Genomic DNA, 17,409 nt, shown 5'->3' on the forward strand with positions numbered 1-17,409 from the left:
GCTAAATGATTTAATTCGATCAAGTAAGTTTTCAACGACCCGTTAAAAACACAAAACTTTACATTGATTAAACATTTTAATGGCTTTGATTATTGCCAAACCAACCGAATAAAGGTTTTGTTTTAATTTGGCGCTTCCAAATCCGGTCAAAATCAATAAATTTGCAAGCTTATTTCGAGACTGATGAGAGAGAAGAAACTATTTATTGAAACATATGGATGTCAGATGAATGTTGCCGACAGCGAAGTGGTCGCAGCCATTCTTCAAGACAGAAAATATAGTATTTGTGAAACGGCAGAAGAAGCAGATGCCATCTTTATTAATACCTGCTCGGTTCGGGACAATGCAGAACAACGCATTTGGGGAAGATTAAATCATTTAAAAGGATTTAAAAAGAAAAATAAAAAGCTGGTAGTTGGTATTCTTGGATGCATGGCTGAACGTGTTGGTGAAAAATTTTTAGAACATGATGCTGTTGACCTTGTTGCAGGCCCGGACGCTTATCGTGACCTTCCCTTTTTAATTGATAAGGCTTGTGAAAATGGCGAAGCTATCAATGTGGAGCTTTCGACAAATGAAACCTATGATAAAATTACTCCGGTACGAATTGGAGACAAAACGCTATCTGGTTTTATAAGTATTACCCGTGGTTGTAATAATTTTTGCACCTACTGCATTGTTCCGTACACCAGAGGAAGAGAAAGAAGTCGCGCCCCTAAAGATATACTCAACGAAGTAATTGATCTTCAGCAAAAAGGATACAAAGAAATCACCTTACTTGGACAAAATGTGAACTCATACAAGTGGCTTCCTGAGGGAGAACGCAAACCAACTCGTTTTTGGGATTTGTTGGAGATTGTTGCCAAAGAAGCACCAGATGTTCGTATTCGCTTTACAACTTCCCACCCCAAAGACATGTCTGACAAGGTATTGAAAATGATTGCTGCCTATCCAAATATCTGCAGCCACATTCATCTTCCTATGCAATCTGGAAGTTCACGAATTCTTAAATTAATGAATCGAAAATATGATCGGGAATGGTACATGGATCGCATCAAGGCAATTCGGGAAATCATTCCGGATTGTGGGCTTTCTACTGATGTGTTTTCCGGTTTTTGCACTGAAACAGAAGAGGATCACCAAGAAACTTTGACGATGATGGAATGGGCAAAATTCGACATGTCATTCATGTTTAAATACTCGGAACGCCCGGGGACGTATGCCTTTAAACATTTGGAAGATGATATTCCCGAAGAAATAAAAACCCGTCGGCTCAACGAAATTATTGATTTACAAAACAGACTTTCCATGGAAAGCAACCGAGCTGACATTGGGAAAAAATTTCATGTTCTTGTTGAGGGACCATCGAAAAAGAATCCGGAAGAATTTTTCGGCCGAAGCTCTCAAAATAAAGTTGTAATATTTCCAAACAACGGGTATATAAAAGGGGACTACGTTACGGTGGAAATTGAAAAATGCACACAAACAACATTAATTGGTAAAGTTGTAAATCAAACATCATGAGTAAACTTATTGAAGAATTTCAGGATTACCGCTCACGAATGAATGAGAAGATATTGGGAGCAGACAACAAAGTAATGAAACGAATTTACAGCGTTGATACCCTTGCTTATCAGGAAGGTGCACTTTCTGTAAAAACAAAAGAAATGCTGGGTCTTGTTTCTTCAATGGTCTTGAGATGTGATGATTGCATAAAATACCATTTGAAAAAGTGTCACGAAGAAGGCATTAGCAATGACGAGATATTTGAAGTTTTCGGAATTGCAAACCTTGTTGGCGGTACAATTGTTATACCCCATACCCGCCGGGCAGTTGAATATTGGGAAGCGCTCAACGAAAAATACGGGGTAAATACTCATACAAATTAATACACAAAATATGATCGCCATAAGTGTTACCGGAAAACGCAAAAATGCCTTAATGGACCTTCGATTTGGAAGAGCTCCATACTTCGCCCTTTATGATGGAAAAGATATTACTTTCATCGACAATCCATATTTTGAAGAAGAACATGATGTTGCGCCGAGAGTCGTTAAACTACTTCATGATAAAAATGTGAATAAAATAATAACCGGAGAAATTGGTCCCAAGGCAAAGAAATCACTTGACCAGCATCAAATTCAAACCATCATGCTGAATGAAGATCGAATTAGTATTCAGGGAATTATAAAAAAGATCTTTTAAACTTTTCTTGCGATTTTCTTCACATTCTGACATCTGTCCTAGCAAAAATTGACATAAATGTTATACAAAAGTCGGAAATAATCAATAAATGATTATCTTTCTGCCCGGTTGCGCTTTCGATTACAAAAAGGACAAAAACATTAACAACTGACGCTGGAATGGAAAAAAATACCGGGAGAGAATTTGCCTGGGTTGAAGTATTTGATGCTCTGGATGATTTGATTTTTGTCATTAATCCTGATTATACTATTGAGAACCTAAATAAAAAAGCAAAAGACTTTTTAGGGGTTAATCATTGTGATTCTTCTTGTGGGAAGTGTCATCAATTATTATATAATAGTCAGGATCCCTGTTTGTTTTGTCCGAAAGAAGACTGCCGTTCAAGTTTTCATTCCTGCCCGGTAGATACACCAGTCCATTTGAAAGATCGCTATTTCAAAATGAAGATGCATCTCGTTCGGGATGAAAATGAAACACCAACTCACTTCGTTGAATTTCTGCACGACGTAACTGAAGAAACTAAAGCTTTAATCACATTAAAGGATACTGAAGAAAAATACAAACTTGTTGCAGAGAACTCCTCTGATGTAATTGCATTGGTTGATGGAAATCTACAGTTTACATACGCGAGTCCATCTGTTAAAACAATTGTTGGTTATACAGTAGAAGAGTTTTTACAACTCGGAATGGGTGATGTACTCACTCCCGAGAGTTATTTAAAAGTAAGGTCTCTTTATGCAACCGACAAAACACTGGGAAAAATCACAGGCAATTATCAGGTTGTAAAAAAGGACAAGACAACAGGATGGGTTGAAATGGCCATTACTCCACTTCGGAACAATAAGGGCGAAATTACCGGATACGTTTCTCAATCAAGAGATGTAAGTGACAAAAAAGAAGCACTTGATGCATTAAAAATAAGTGAAGAAAGATACAACCTGGTACAGGATAAAGCAGATATCTACATTTCATATTTCACTCCCAAAGGGAAAATTGTATTTATGAATAGATTGTTTGCCCTCTATCTTGGTGGCAAACCAGAAGATTTTGCAGGTAAGCACATCCGTGAAGTCTTAGACGAAAAGCTGTATCATAAATTCAAACAACGGTTGAAGGAAATTTCTCAGAGCTCAACGTCGCTTGATTATGAAGACGAACACCTTATTAATTCTAAAAAAAGGAATGTAATTACAACGTTTTCCAAAATAACAGACACAGAAGGTAAACCCCAGGGAGTACTGGTTACTACAAAAGACATTACAAAATTAAAAACTGCAGATGCTAAAATTAAACAAAGTGAAGAGCGACTGAAAAGTTTGCTCAACATTACGCAAATGGATCATCTTAGCCAGTTTGAGATTTTAGATCATGCTTTGGAAGAAGCGCTGAAGTTCACTCAAAGCAAAATCGGTTTTCTATATCACTACAACGAGAAAAATATGACCTTCAACCTCAATAGTTGGTCAAAATCGGTTACCGAAGAATGCACTATTAGAGAAAAGAAAACCAAACATCACCTTGATGACGCGGGGATATGGGCTGAGGCTATTCGCAAACGTGAACCTATCATTTTCAATAGTTACGGACAAAAGAAACACCAGGCAAAAAAACTCCCTGAAGGACACCCAGCTATTGAAAATTACATAAGCGTACCTATTTTTTGGAATAAAGAGATTGTTTCCCTCGTAAGTTTAGCCAATAAACAGGACGATTTCACCGAAAATGACATCCACCAAATTCAGTTATTAATGAATACAGTGTGGAAAATCATTGAGCGTAACCGATCAGAACAAGAACTCATCCAGGCAAAAGAAAAAGCGGAGGAAAGTGACCGATTAAAATCATCCTTCCTTTCGAATATGAGTCACGAAATAAGGACTCCGATTAATGGCATTATGGGTTTTTTAGGCCTATTGCGCGATGACGAATTAGATGATGAGACCAAAGAAGAATTTTTCGAGCTGATAGACAGCAACTTTAATCACCTGATGACTCTAATCTCAGACATTATTGACATTTCTAAATTAGAAGCTAACCAGATTAGCCTGCTTAAAAGCGATGTCAATATCAATGATTTAATTTTTGAAGTAATTAAACTCAACGACTCTGAGAATACATTATTAAAAAGCAAAAATATTCAGATAACCGTTGACAACACTAACACTAACAACATAAATCCGTTGATTAGAACGGATAAAGTAAGATTACGCCAAGTGCTTATCAACTTGTTGAATAATGCAATTAAGTTTACTGATGAAGGCGAAATTCGAGTTGGATATACTTTGCAAGGAAACTTCCTGCAATTTTGCGTTCATGACACGGGAATAGGGATCCGGGCTGAACAGCAGAAAATGATTTTCGAGCATTTTCGCCAGGCCGATGAAACACTGACAAGGAAATTTGGTGGTACAGGACTTGGCTTGTCAATATCTAAAAGATTGGTGGAACTTATGGGTGGAGACATTTGGGTAGAATCTCAAAAAAATGAGTATTCTAAATTTTACTTCACATTACCATACCTTCCAGTTCAAACTAAGACCGAAATTCAAGCCGCTCCTGTCAAAAACAAAACCATCAAATGGAAAGGTAGGTCCATCCTGATTATTGAAGACGACGATTCTAACTTCTTATTCTTGCGGGAAGTACTAAAACAAACAGAGGTACGTATTTTACGTTCTTCCAGCTGTGAAGAAACACACCAATTCTTAAAACAAAATTATGCAATTGACTTGGTTCTACTGGATATCCGGCTGCCAGATGGAATTGGAACTGATTTGATACCCTATATTCGAAAGCAATACAATGCAATACCCATTCTTGCACAAACAGCCTTTGCGCTCGAAAACGACCGAAAAAAATACATGGAAGAAGGTTGTGATGGCTATATCACAAAACCAATTATTGAAGAATTATTCATTAAAATGATTGATGAAAAACTGAATCCTCCAGTTGATGCTAATCTTGAAAATACAATCGACGGTTCAGAAATGGAGCTAGTGCTAAAATAACAGCCTGATGGTATAATATTTCCCTGGTAACAATGTCATCGGTCAGCAACCCAATAGCACCATTTTGCTGTTTCGAGTTTGTTTGGTTGAATACTCGATCATCAGCATCTCCAAGTTCCATGCCTTCTTTTATCAGCCTTCCAATTTCTGGTGGCAATAAAAAACTCCCAGTTCGCGCTTTCGAGATATTTTTACCATCTGAAATAACTATCCAGGCAAATGCAAATAAATCATTTTCTTCAAAATGAACACCACCTTCAACTCCAACAAAAAAATCAGCGTCACCATTCTTGTTCATGACGTTTTCAACTCGATTCAGAGCTCCCGTTAAAGTTTCCTCATCAGATAATGGCTGATCTGGCACACCAGACTCTACATTGAATCCAATAACTTCTACATGCTTTTTCATACAAGCTTCAAAGCCATACTCTACAGCATTTAGCTTAACCGGGTTTTTCGATGCAACAGCAATTTTCATAAAAAGTATTTTAGGGGTATTGAGACTTTAAAGCTAGTTTTACTATTTTTAACAATCAAATTTACAAGTATGATTATTCGAGAAGCCATCCCGCAAGATGCACCAGATATTATTGATTTTCAACAAAAAATGGCATTGGAAACTGAAAACATTGAATTGGATACAGATATCATCACCAATGGAGTTCATGCCGTTTTTAAAGATTCAACCAAAGGTAAATATTACGTAGCCGAAATTAATGGGAAAGTTGTCGCGTCCTTGTTAACTACGTTTGAATGGAGCGATTGGCGAGATGGAACGATATTATGGATTCAATCTGTTTTTGTTTTGAAAGATTTTCGTCAAAAGGGAATTTATCGCAATATGTACATGCATATCCGCGACCTTGTTGATAACCACCCTAATCTAAAAGGTATTCGTTTATATGCTGATAAAAGTAATACTGATGCGCATCAGGTTTATCAAAAAATGGGAATGGATGCCGATCATTACCAATTATATGAATGGTTAAAAAATGAATAATATGCAACGTAAGCCAATATCTCCAGAAGCTCGCAAGCAACTGATAATTGCTCAGCGAAACGAAGTAACTGAATATCATATTTACAAAAGACTCGCCAGAAGAATTAAAAACACTCATAATTCTGATGTGCTAAATAATATTGCAGAAGACGAGCTCAGACATTATAAGATATGGATGAATTATACAGGTCGTGAGGTAAATCCAAGCAAATGGGATATTTGGAAGTATTATTGGATTGCCCGGATTTTTGGAATCACGTTCGGGATTAAATTAATGGAACGTGGCGAAGAAAGTGCTCAAATTAACTACGATCAATTAGCAAAAGAAATACCAGAAGCCGTCGGAGTCAGCAAGGATGAAAACGACCACGAGAAAGAGTTAATTAAAATGATCAAGGAAGATAAGCTGGAGCATATTGGTTCGATTGTTCTGGGGTTGAATGATGCACTTGTTGAAATATTGGGAACCTTGGCTGGTCTTACTTTTGCTCTTCAAAACACCAAGTTGGTCGCATTGGCGGGAATAATAGCTGGAATTGCCGGAGCTTTATCCATGTCTTCGTCAGAATATCTTTCCCACAAATCGGAGGGTAACGCTGAAGGAGCAATAAAACCTGCAATTTTCACTGGTATTGCCTATCTATTTGCGGTGGTATTTTTGGTTGCACCTTTCCTTATTTTTGCGTCCCCATTTATGGCACTTGCTGTTGCGGTTGTCGACTCGGTATTTGTTGTCTTTCTATACAGCTACTACATATCGGTTGCGAATGATCAACCTTTTCGAAAACGTTTCCTCGAGATGGTCATACTCAGCACGGTTGTGGGACTATTATCATTCGGCTTAGGATACCTGGTTCGTGTGTTATTTGGAATCGAAATTTAAAACAAACGAAAGAGACAAACGTTCTCTGATAGAAGATTGAATTGTTGTGAGTTATTATTTATCCAAATTAATCCTTGAAGGAGAGCATCAAGGGCAGGATTTTAAATATTGTATTAATGATTCTAAAAAGATTGCCCGCTCATTGGTGGCCTTTGCCAACACCGATGGAGGCAGACTTTTAATTGGGGTTAAAGACAATGGAAACATTGCAGGCGTTAGATCGGAAGAAGAATATTACATGATTGAAGCAGCTGCAAAAATATATAGTAAGCCCGAAATTAATTTCGATGTGAAGCAACATCTTGTCGATGGGAAAACAGTTCTGGAAGTCACCATTGATCCAAGTCAAAATAAACCGCATTTTGCAAAGGATGAGGACGGAAAATGGCTCGCCTACTTTCGTCAGCATGATGAAAATCGTTTAGCGAATAAGGTTTTAATTGATGTTTGGCGAAAACAAAACAGCAAAAAAGGAATCTTCATTCAATACTCAAAAAATGAAAAATTCCTACTCGACTATTTGGAGAAAAATGAGTCAATCAGTTTATCTGCGTTCTCGCGAAAAGTACATATTACATTGAAAGATGCTGGTCAGATTATTTCAGATTTTATTGTTCTGGGGATTCTTGATCTACAACATGCCGATAAAAAAATCAAGTATAAACTTGCTGATCAATTTAATCGTGAAGAATGGGAAAAGAAACAAAATTTACCTTAACCAATAAATTAATATATTATCTAAACCAACTCCTGATTTTATAATTAGTTTTATGAGATCAATAAAAAGAAAAGAATGAAACGAACATGAATTTTCTTCATTCTAAATTCACAAACAAGAATGATTAAAATTTATGTGAGTTCCTGAATGTCTTCAAATTTTTTGAACATTCAGAAATCAAAAAATTTTAAACAGATGAAACGAATAGTATTTTTTGCAATTGCAGCTTTTGCAGCCTTTCCTCTAATGGCTCAAGAAAATTATAAAGCAATATCCAAAGAGGACTCAGTAAAGATTTATCATGGACAGGATGCCTACCAGGTAAAAACATACACGCAAAAGTTTAAATCAAAGAAGCCGAAAAACATCATCCTGATGATTGGTGACGGAATGGGTACTTCTCAGATATATGCTGGATTAACAGCAAATCATGGAAACTTATTTCTGAGCAATTTCAAAAACGTAGGTTTCTCTAAAACCTATTCTTCAGACAATTACATCACAGACTCTGCTGCCGGAGGAACTGCTCTATCTGCAGGTATAAAAACCTATAACGGCGCAATTGGAGTGAACCCGGACACACTGGATGTAAAAACAATATTAGAACTTGCTGAAGAAAATAATAAATCAACAGGACTGGTTTCAACATCGGCAATTACGCATGCAACACCCGCCTCGTTTATTGCTCATCAACCTAGCAGAAATATGTATGAAGCGATTGCAGCTGACTTCCTGCAAACTGATATTGATTTATTTATTGGTGGTGGTTATAAGCATTTCACACAACGAAAAGACGGTAAGGATTTAACCGTCGAATTAAAAAAGAAAGGCTACCAGGTACTACAGGATATTGATGAAATTGCCAAGGTTAAATCAGGGAAACTTGCAGGCTTAACCGCAGACGAACACAACCCCCGATATGATGAAAGGGGCGATATGCTGCCAGTAGCTACAGAAACGGCTATTAATTTATTAAGCAAGAACAATAAAGGTTTCTTTTTAATGGTTGAAGGCTCTCAAATTGATTGGGGTGGCCATCAAAATGATGCAATTTATATTGTTGAAGAAATGCTTGACTTTGACCAAAGTATTGGCAAAGCGCTGGAATTTGCAGCCAAAGATGGCAATACGCTTATAGTAGTTACTGCAGATCATGAAACTGGCGGACTTTCAGTTTCAGGTGGTAATTTATCTACAGGCGATTTTAAAGGAGGTTTCACCACTGGTGGTCATACTGGTATTATGGTGCCTGTTTTTGCCTATGGCCCTGGTGCTGAGAATTTCACCGGAATTATGGAAAATACTGATATTCCTAAAAAGATGATGGAGCTATTTGGGTTCAGTATGCCTAAATAAGATATTCACCTGTCATTTCTATAACACATTAAAAACTATTGAAAGTAAGCCTGTTTCTTTCAATAGTTTTTTATTTTTAACCCTTTGTATAAACTGGTGCTTATGAATTCGCTGGAGATATTGGATCACGTCCGACTAAATTTTTCCCAATCAGGATTGTTATTTCTAAACATTGCGTTGGCATTTATCATGTTTGGTGTAGCACTTGACATTCAGATGGAGGATTTTAAGTCTGTAATCCAAAAACCAAAATCCGCGATAACCGGAATTATCTCTCAGTTTCTTTTACTTCCATTCCTGACTTTTATTTTGGCAATTATTATTAACCCCACTCCCACTGTCGCGCTAGGAATGATCTTGGTAGCTTCGTGTCCCGGAGGAAATATTTCCAACTTCATGAGTTCGATGGCCAAAGCAAATGCTGCGCTATCTGTTAGTTTAACTGCCTTTGCTACCTTAAGTGCCATTTTTATGACACCATTAAACTTTGCTATTTGGGGTGATTTTTATATCAAATATTATAACGCTTCAGCAGCTCAGGAACTGCTTCGACCATTGGAAATAGACAAACTTCAGATGTTTGAAACAGTTTTCATTCTTTTGGGATTACCCGTTATCATTGGATTGTTATTTTCAAAGAAATTTCCGAGAACGACCGAAATAATCAAAAAACCAATAAAAACCGGATCTGTTTTGTTTTTTGTAATCATGGTTGTTGCAATGTTATCAGCAAACTTTGACCATTTCATTAAATACATTCACCTGGTTTTCTTTATCGTTCTTCTTCACAATGCATTGGCTTTAACTACTGGCTTTGCCTTTAGCTCTTTATTGAAACGCCCACGCATTGATCGACGAACAATTACAATAGAAACAGGAATTCAAAACTCTGGATTAGCATTGGCCCTCATGTTCAATCCCAAAATATTTCCACCGGAACTTGAGCTTGGCGGAATGACCATCATTGCGGCATGGTGGGGAATATGGCACATCATAAGTGGACTGGCTATGGCCTCTGTATGGTCCAGAAAAACGATACTGGCCTAATATGGAAAAATGGTCATTGGGATATGCAGTTCTAAAAGTGGTGGTTCAATTTGCCATGTGGCTGAGTCATCGAAAAATCACAGTGATTGGGAAAAAGAATATCCCATACGGCTCCCCGATAATTTTCGCGCCAAACCATCAAAATGCACTGATGGATCCATTGGCCATTTTATGCACGAATAAAACACAACCTGTTTGGCTGGCAAGAGCCGACATATTCAATTCAAAATTTGTTGTCTCTATTTTAAAATTTCTCAAGATTTTACCGATATACAGAATCCGTGATGGAAAAGATAATCTTGGTAAAAATGAGGATATTTTCGATACAGCAATTAAGGTATTGGAAAATAACAAAGCAGTTGGCCTCTTTCCAGAAGCTGCACATTCAGGAAGAAGACATATGCTCGCTCATAAAAAAGCTGTTCCCCGAATTGCATTTCTGGCGGAAGCAAAACATAATTTCAATCTTAATTTGAAAGTATTACCTGTTGGAGTTTATTACAGCCATTACTGGCATTTTAACCGGAGCATTTTAATTAATTACGGTGAGCCAATTAAGCTTTCAGATTATAAAAAAGAATACGAAGAAAATGATTACAAAGCAGCCCTGACTTTGCGCCAGGACATTGTTTCGAACTTACAGAAACTAATACTAGATATCCCCAGCAAAAATCATTATGAGAATTATGAATTGCTAAGGGAAATCTGGGGGGAAGAATATGTAGAAATAAATAACACAGATAAAAATAAAATAGTTAATCGCTTTTATTCCGACAGAAAATTAATGGATCAGCTTGATCGTAAAGAGAAAGAAAATCCGGAAAGTTTCGTTGCACTGCATCAAACTGTTGACGGTTATCGAGAAAAACTTGATGAGTATCATTTAAAAGATGAAACGGTTAAAAATGAAACACACATAGGAAGTAGCTTTACACTAAAAACGATTTTGGCTATTACACTAACGCCTGTATTAATATTGGGAAATGTTTTATTCCTAATACCATTCTGGTTACCGCGCTGGTATATTCAACGCAAAGTTAAGGATGACACTTTTTACAGTACATTCCAATTTGTGGCAGGATTAATTACTCATTTTATTTTTCTTGTGGCCACGACTATCGTCATGTGGACACTAACCAATAATATATTGATTTCACTTTCCTCCATTTTCATCATCCTATTTGTAGGCAAGCTATCATTTTACATCCTGGAACTTTGGAAAGAAATCATACAAATCACACGATTCCGATTGCTAAGAACAAAGAATAAAGGAACCTATCTGGAAATCAAAAATTCCAGAAAGAATTGCATTCATCTTTCATCCGCATATGTCTTTGATTGATTTTTTTATAGCTTTGTCGCTTCAAATCTTGACCGATGAATTATATAACAGCTTTCATTCTTGCACTCGGATTATCATTTGACTCCTTTGCTGTTTCGGTCATTAGTGGATTAAATATTCCACATATACGTTTCTTTCAAGCTGCCAAACTTGCTATCATCCTGGCAATTATTCAAGCATTAATGCCTTTAATTGGATGGCTGCTTGAAAGCAGTGTCCGCCAATTAATTGAGCCTGTCGATCATTGGATTGCTTTTGGTATTCTTTCATTAATCGGTGGAAAAATGATCATTGAAAATTTAGGAACCAAGGAAACCAAGGAAATTAAAGATCCCTTAAAACTGCCAGTCGCTATTGTTCTCGGAATTGCAACGAGCATTGATGCTTTGGCAGTTGGATTTAGCATGTCTGTCTTTTTGGAAAAAATTCTAATCGCAATATTTATTATCGGCATGGTTACTTTTTTGGCCTCTATGACAGGGGTTCTCATCGGTAAAAAGACCGGACCAAGGGTCAACAAATACGCCGAAATTGCCGGTGGACTCATACTAATTTGCCTTGGATTGAAAATTTTACTCGAACATTTAGAATTAGTATAATTTCTTTCTCTATTTTTATAAGTAAGAAATTATGTTTGAAATTGGATCATATCTCATTACCCCTTTAACCTTGTTGTTGATATCAACAGGGATAGTTGGACTGTTAATTTGTCTATATTTATTTCAATACCGTAAAAATCCGGGAGTACTTTACTTATCGTTTCTTCAATTTTTCACTGCACTATGGGCTCTGTTCTATGCATTGGAATTTTCAGCAACTACCATCGAATTAAAGTTATTTTGGTCCAAATTTTCCTATTTGGGAATTGCATTTACTCCAGTGAGTTTTTTACTTTTTGCGCTAAGTTTCTCTTCCAAAGAGAATTTACTCACAAAACAATTAAAAGCTATTTTAGTCATCATTCCATTAATATTTATTGCAATTGTTTTTACGAATGATTGGCACCATTTACACTGGATATCAGCTAAAATAAATCCAGAACACAACACAACGATATACACCTACGGCATTTCATTTTGGATGCTCTTTATCTTCACCTATTCCCTATTGTTAATAAGCGTGGTAAATATCATGCAGCTTCTACTTCGTTTCCCTGAATACTTCCAATCTCAGCTTGTGATTTTAGTATTGGCTTGTTTTCTTCCTGTGGCCGGAAATGTGATGTACCTATTTAATGTAAACCCAGTGGCTGGTTTTGACTGGACACCAGTTTTCTTCTTATTCTCAGGAATTTTACTGGCGTACATTAATATAAGATATGGCATTTTCAACCTGGTTCCTTTTGCACGGAATAAATTAATAGACATCATGCAAGATGCCGTGATTGTGGTTGACAAGCTTGGACGTATTGCGGATGTTAATCCTGCATTTCTCAATATAACCGGAGAAGATTCAAAACATATTCTGGGGAAAAAACTTTCGGAAGCATTTCCAAAGATGAAGAGTCTGATTGATCAATTAGCCTCAAACAGGGATATTGAGCAGTTGGAGGTTTCCTCCGAACTAAACAACCAAAAATATTCATTTGACATTCGCATTTCCTGTTTGTATGATAAACGAAAACTCTATTCCGGAAGGCTTGTGGTATTTCGAGATATTACTGAGCGCTCCCGCAACGAGCAGGAAACAAAAATTGCCAATCAACGATTGCTATCTGAAATTAGTGAGAAGGAACGATTGATTGCCGATTTGGATGCTTTTGCGCACACCGTTGCTCATGACCTGAAAAACATGATTGGTGCTATTGTAACCTGCACCGATATGATGGAAATGGAGATTGAGCATAAAAATGAGGAAGGAATGCGCGAAATCAATGAGCTCATTCAGCTATCCGCGAATAAAACCTTGCATGTTACCAAAGAACTTTTAACCCTTGCCAGTGTAAGGCAACAAGACGTCAAATGTACAGAGGTTGATATGGCTTCGGTTGTTACTGAAAGTATCAAGCGATTAAAAGACATGATCGAGTCAAACGATGTACTAATAAAAACACCCAAAAGCTGGCCGACGGCTTTAGGCTATGCTCCCTGGATTGAAGAAGTTTGGGTTAATTACATCAGTAATGCCATAAAGTATGGAGGCAATCCTCCAATATTGGAAATGGGTGCTGATCAACTCCCTCTTCAGCGACAAGTTCGTTTCTGGATCAAGGATAACGGAAAAGGACTTAGTAAAGAAGAACAGAAACAATTATTTCTGAAATTCTCAAGATTGGATCCTTCTCGCGCTGAAGGAAATGGTTTGGGTCTTTCAATTGTAAAGAGAATTATTGAAAAACTTGGCGGCGAAGTTGGTGTGCTCAGCAATGCCGTGAATGGAGAAGGTTCTCTTTTCTATTTCGTTCTACCTTCATCCATTGAATAGTGTTCCACTATTTTTCTGTCAACTCATACTTATTTAAACCAACAATAGGCTTAGCAAAAACAAACTATCTTTGAATAAAAATTAACGTCTCCTGCCCTTTCGATGCTTTTTCTGTTTGGCTGCATGCTTTGGCGGATTGCTGGGCTTCGTGCTTGTTTTGTTCGAAAAGTTTCGCTTCTTCACATGAAAAGCCCCCTTAAAATCCGGATACTCCAATTTTTTCTGGCGATCAATTTCCCTTAATTGTCTTTGCCGCTCATCTTTGCTGGTTTCCATCACCTCAACATCTTCTGGGATTTCCATCTCAGTAATTTCCATCCGAATAACCTCTTCTATTTTACGAAGATGGTATTCTTCAGAAGGATCAATCAAGGTGATTGCCTCGCCGGTATTGTTTGCCCTTGCTGTCCTGCCAATTCGATGCACATAATCATCGTATCGTTGTGGCAAATCAAAATTTATAACATGACTAACCATGCTCACATCAATTCCACGGGCAGAAACATCGGTGGTAATTAATATCCGCACCTCTCCATCCTTAAAGGCGTTTATTGCATTTACCCTGGAATTTTGGCCTTTATTGGAATGCATGATTCGTTTTTCACCCTCTGTTTTTCGCTTGATAATTTTAAAAACAGACTCCACATTTTCCTTGGTACTTACAAAGATAATCACCCTCGAAAACGTCTGCTCATCCTGCAATAAATAGCGAATCAGGTTCAACTTGGTTCGTGAATTCGGTACTTTATAATACGATTGCTGCACCAATTCGGCTGGTGTTGCAGAAGGAGCAATTTCAATGCGCTCCGGAAAGTCCAGAAACTCATGACTCATTTCTTCAACATTCTCGTTAAAGGTAGCTGAGAACAGCAAATTCTGACGTTTCACCGGAATGATCTCCAGCAATTGCCTAATTTGTGGCATAAATCCCATATCGAGCATTCTGTCTGCTTCATCAATCACAAGCGTTTTAATCTTTTTCAACGACAAAACACCATTCCTATACAAATCAAACAAACGGCCAGGTGTGGCTACCAAAATATCAATTCCGGGTTCAACAAGGTCAGCATGCTTTGTCCAGCCAATTCCACCATAAATTGCCGCATGACGAATGTTGCTGTATTGAGTTAATTCAGCAATGTCCTCTCCCACCTGAATCGACAATTCACGGGTTGGCACTAAAATTAATGCACGGGGATCTTCGCCTTCTGCTTTTACCAATTTCATAAAAATTGGAAGCAAGTATGCAGCTGTTTTACCAGTTCCTGTTTGTGCAATTCCCAGCACATCAACGCCTGAACGGATCACTGGAATTGCCTTTTCCTGAATGGGAGTTGGTTCTACAAACCCAAGTTCATCCAACCCTTTCAATATTGACTTGTTTACCTTTAATTCTTCGAATGTTGTCATAGCCTGCAAAGATACATTCTTAAGTTGGAAGATGGAAACAGGTTAAACCAATGCCGGATTGTTGGAATTTAGACACTGAATCAAGCTACTGCCAGCCCGGCAGGATATCGCAATAATTAGCACAAAAAGCATCCTGCTTTAAACTCATTTGTGTTAGGTGCTTTAATTCAGCGTTACTGTTAGCTTTTCATTTAAAGAATCACTTTTACTTACCAGCTGATTATCGATCCAGACACAGAGTTTACTTTGATTGCCTTCGATATCCGGATTCCAATCTTTCTTCCAAATAATATCAACATCATGATCATGGTAACAAAGGTTGCCTAAATAGAAATAATCCCATTTATCTTCCGGCAGAAGGGAGTTGATCGAAAATTCATTTTTATGCGAAGATGTAAAACCCAGTAAATCCTCGATCAGCATGTCGGGGAACGTGGAGTGAAAGTAGTCTTTAACTCCACCAAATTCCTCTCCGTTGCTCGGGATATACCATTCACCAATATTTCGTTCTTTCCCGTGCATAGCCACCAGTTTTTCAATCAGCATATAAAGCCGTTCTTTGTCAGGCACAGTAATTTGGCTTTTGTAATTTTTAAGGTAGTTGGCATACGCTTTATTCACCACGGAGTTCTGAAATGGCCAGCCACGTCCGTTCCAAGCATACGACTGTTCGTTATACAAAGGATGCTGTATCTCGGCTGTGGTCATTCCTTTTACATTGTTAAAACCTTTATCTGAAAAGAGCATTTCCCAGGCCGCATCATATTTGGTTTCGTTTTTGGGAATCATATTAAAGTACCAGGGAGTATAGCCTACCGATTCTCTTACCCTGGAAGCTTTGTCTTTTATTCCATATTCGTTGTCGGCCGCAGTAAATGAATAAAAGAATTGATCCTCTTCGTTCCACAACACCGACAGAGCCTTTTGTTGCAGTGCTTTTGATCGTTCGAGGTAGGTACTGCTTTTGTCGTAGTCTGACTGATTCCCTGACTCTTCGGCTTTTAATCCATACAGCGTAGCTAATGATTTTAAATTTGCATAGTAGTAACTATTAATTGAAGGACGCACCAAGTACACCAAAGGATAGGCATTCGCAAAAGCTTTGCTATATTTTTTTACATGATCGGAACCTCTGAGGTCGTTTATTGATCCCCAGCCCAGGTAATACTTTTTCCAGTCTTCGTTGGTATAAATGGCGTAAGGGCCGTCGCTTTCAATAAGTGGAAGGGCTGCTGAAATTGTAAACTCCATACCATCATAAAGATCCAACACTTTATAGAGTCCGTCGGTATGAGCCCCATTTTTACTGACCATGAACTTTTCGTCCCACACCTGTTGATGCTTTTCCATATAAGGAAGCAAGCTGTCTCGCCAACTGTTATCGGGATGAATTTTAAGGAAGGCTTCGGTTCCATCTACCATCCAGCTGGAGAAATGATGGCTTTCGGGACGTTCGATGTAGCTATGAAAGTTGCCACCTTTCCGTTGATTATGCCTGGAGGCATATCCTTTCATATAAAAATCGATGTATGATTCTAAATATTGAGGGTCCCGGAACCACCTTAGGTCATAAAACTGGTGTCCGGCTGGGCAGGAAATCGCCCCGCTGATACTGCCATGGGCCGGCCAGCCAAAAAATTCGGTAATTATCCAATAGTCCTTGTTTTCCTCCGGGTCTGTCCAGCGGCGGAAGTGTTTCGACATCATCCACCACCTGTAATTATAAACAGCAGTAAAATCTTTATTTGAACACGTAAACATTGGGATATTTTCCTGCAAAAAAGCTTCATTGTTACTGCTGTTGTATGGTCCATCCGACTCAGGTCTGCCTTCATAGCCATTAAATTCGGCAATGTCAGTTGAAAATGCATTTTGAGTCTCCTCTTTCAATCGCATTAGCTCAGATGTATAGTCGGGTTCTTGCTGGCTGCAGGAAATGATTATTCCCGAAACACACAACGTAATCAATAATTTAAAATTTACTCTTCTCAAAATTGCAAAGCTGTATTCCATAGC

The 17,409-nt window shown here is 37.8% G+C and carries 15 protein-coding genes; 12 read left to right on the top strand and 3 right to left on the bottom strand.

Annotated elements, in window-relative coordinates; genetic code table 11:
- The first annotated feature begins 183 nt into the window (after positions 1–183).
- The 4 genes from miaB (at position 184) to ACUNWD_RS07615 (ending at position 5,213) form a co-directional block, all read left to right on the top strand.
- Complete coding sequence (miaB, locus tag ACUNWD_RS07600; RefSeq protein ID WP_445587193.1) at positions 184–1,524, top strand: tRNA (N6-isopentenyl adenosine(37)-C2)-methylthiotransferase MiaB; 1,341 nt, start codon at positions 184–186, stop codon at positions 1,522–1,524.
- Positions 1,521–1,889 (top strand): carboxymuconolactone decarboxylase family protein, encoded by a 369-nt coding sequence (locus tag ACUNWD_RS07605; protein WP_445587194.1) that lies wholly within the window; start codon positions 1,521–1,523, stop codon positions 1,887–1,889. The genes miaB and ACUNWD_RS07605 overlap by 4 nt, the downstream gene beginning before the upstream one ends.
- 10 nt (positions 1,890–1,899) lie before the next feature.
- On the top strand, positions 1,900–2,205 hold the full coding sequence (locus ACUNWD_RS07610) for a NifB/NifX family molybdenum-iron cluster-binding protein (RefSeq protein WP_445587195.1): 306 nt from the start codon (positions 1,900–1,902) through the stop codon (positions 2,203–2,205).
- A gap of 158 nt (positions 2,206–2,363) precedes the next feature.
- Positions 2,364–5,213, top strand: a complete 2,850-nt coding sequence (locus ACUNWD_RS07615; RefSeq protein ID WP_445587196.1) for a PAS domain S-box protein — start codon at positions 2,364–2,366, stop codon at positions 5,211–5,213.
- On the opposite strand, the gene yjjX is transcribed toward ACUNWD_RS07615, so the two are convergent.
- A complete protein-coding gene (gene yjjX, locus ACUNWD_RS07620; RefSeq protein ID WP_445587197.1) occupies positions 5,161–5,691 on the bottom strand; it encodes an inosine/xanthosine triphosphatase in 531 nt (176 codons plus the stop codon). The two genes, ACUNWD_RS07615 and yjjX, sit on opposite strands and share 53 nt — an antisense overlap.
- A gap of 69 nt (positions 5,692–5,760) precedes the next feature.
- Between yjjX and ACUNWD_RS07625 the strand changes: the two genes are divergently transcribed.
- The 8 genes from ACUNWD_RS07625 to ACUNWD_RS07660 all read left to right on the top strand — a co-directional run bounded on the left by ACUNWD_RS07625 (position 5,761) and on the right by ACUNWD_RS07660 (position 13,983).
- Positions 5,761–6,213: a GNAT family N-acetyltransferase gene (locus ACUNWD_RS07625; RefSeq protein ID WP_445587198.1), complete on the top strand. Its 453-nt coding sequence runs from the start codon at positions 5,761–5,763 to the stop codon at positions 6,211–6,213.
- Between the two features lies 1 nt (position 6,214).
- A complete protein-coding gene (locus ACUNWD_RS07630; RefSeq protein ID WP_445587199.1) occupies positions 6,215–7,096 on the top strand; it encodes a VIT1/CCC1 transporter family protein in 882 nt (293 codons plus the stop codon).
- Positions 7,097–7,142: 46 nt separating this feature from the next.
- The gene (locus ACUNWD_RS07635) at positions 7,143–7,814 is read left to right on the top strand and encodes an AlbA family DNA-binding domain-containing protein (protein WP_445587200.1); all 672 of its coding nucleotides are present in this window, start codon (positions 7,143–7,145) and stop codon (positions 7,812–7,814) included.
- Positions 7,815–8,009: 195 nt separating this feature from the next.
- A complete protein-coding gene (locus ACUNWD_RS07640) occupies positions 8,010–9,170 on the top strand; it encodes an alkaline phosphatase (RefSeq protein ID WP_445587201.1) in 1,161 nt (386 codons plus the stop codon).
- Positions 9,171–9,272: 102 nt separating this feature from the next.
- Positions 9,273–10,217, top strand: coding sequence for a bile acid:sodium symporter family protein (locus tag ACUNWD_RS07645; protein WP_445587202.1), 945 nt, complete (start codon positions 9,273–9,275; stop codon positions 10,215–10,217).
- A gap of 1 nt (position 10,218) precedes the next feature.
- Positions 10,219–11,559, top strand: coding sequence for a 1-acyl-sn-glycerol-3-phosphate acyltransferase (locus ACUNWD_RS07650; RefSeq protein ID WP_445587203.1), 1,341 nt, complete (start codon positions 10,219–10,221; stop codon positions 11,557–11,559).
- Between the two features lie 35 nt (positions 11,560–11,594).
- Complete coding sequence (locus ACUNWD_RS07655) at positions 11,595–12,158, top strand: manganese efflux pump MntP (protein WP_445587204.1); 564 nt, start codon at positions 11,595–11,597, stop codon at positions 12,156–12,158.
- A gap of 31 nt (positions 12,159–12,189) precedes the next feature.
- Positions 12,190–13,983, top strand: coding sequence for a histidine kinase N-terminal 7TM domain-containing protein (locus tag ACUNWD_RS07660; protein WP_445587205.1), 1,794 nt, complete (start codon positions 12,190–12,192; stop codon positions 13,981–13,983).
- A gap of 81 nt (positions 13,984–14,064) precedes the next feature.
- Here ACUNWD_RS07660 and ACUNWD_RS07665 read toward each other — a convergent pair whose 3' ends face one another.
- Together ACUNWD_RS07665 and ACUNWD_RS07670 are read right to left on the bottom strand one after the other, a co-directional pair.
- Positions 14,065–15,393, bottom strand: a complete 1,329-nt coding sequence (locus ACUNWD_RS07665) for a DEAD/DEAH box helicase (RefSeq protein WP_445587206.1) — start codon at positions 15,391–15,393, stop codon at positions 14,065–14,067.
- 162 nt (positions 15,394–15,555) lie between these two features.
- Complete coding sequence (locus tag ACUNWD_RS07670) at positions 15,556–17,406, bottom strand: MGH1-like glycoside hydrolase domain-containing protein (RefSeq protein ID WP_445587207.1); 1,851 nt, start codon at positions 17,404–17,406, stop codon at positions 15,556–15,558.
- Positions 17,407–17,409 lie beyond the last annotated feature (3 nt).

It is taken from the genome of Sunxiuqinia sp. A32, assembly GCF_052690465.1.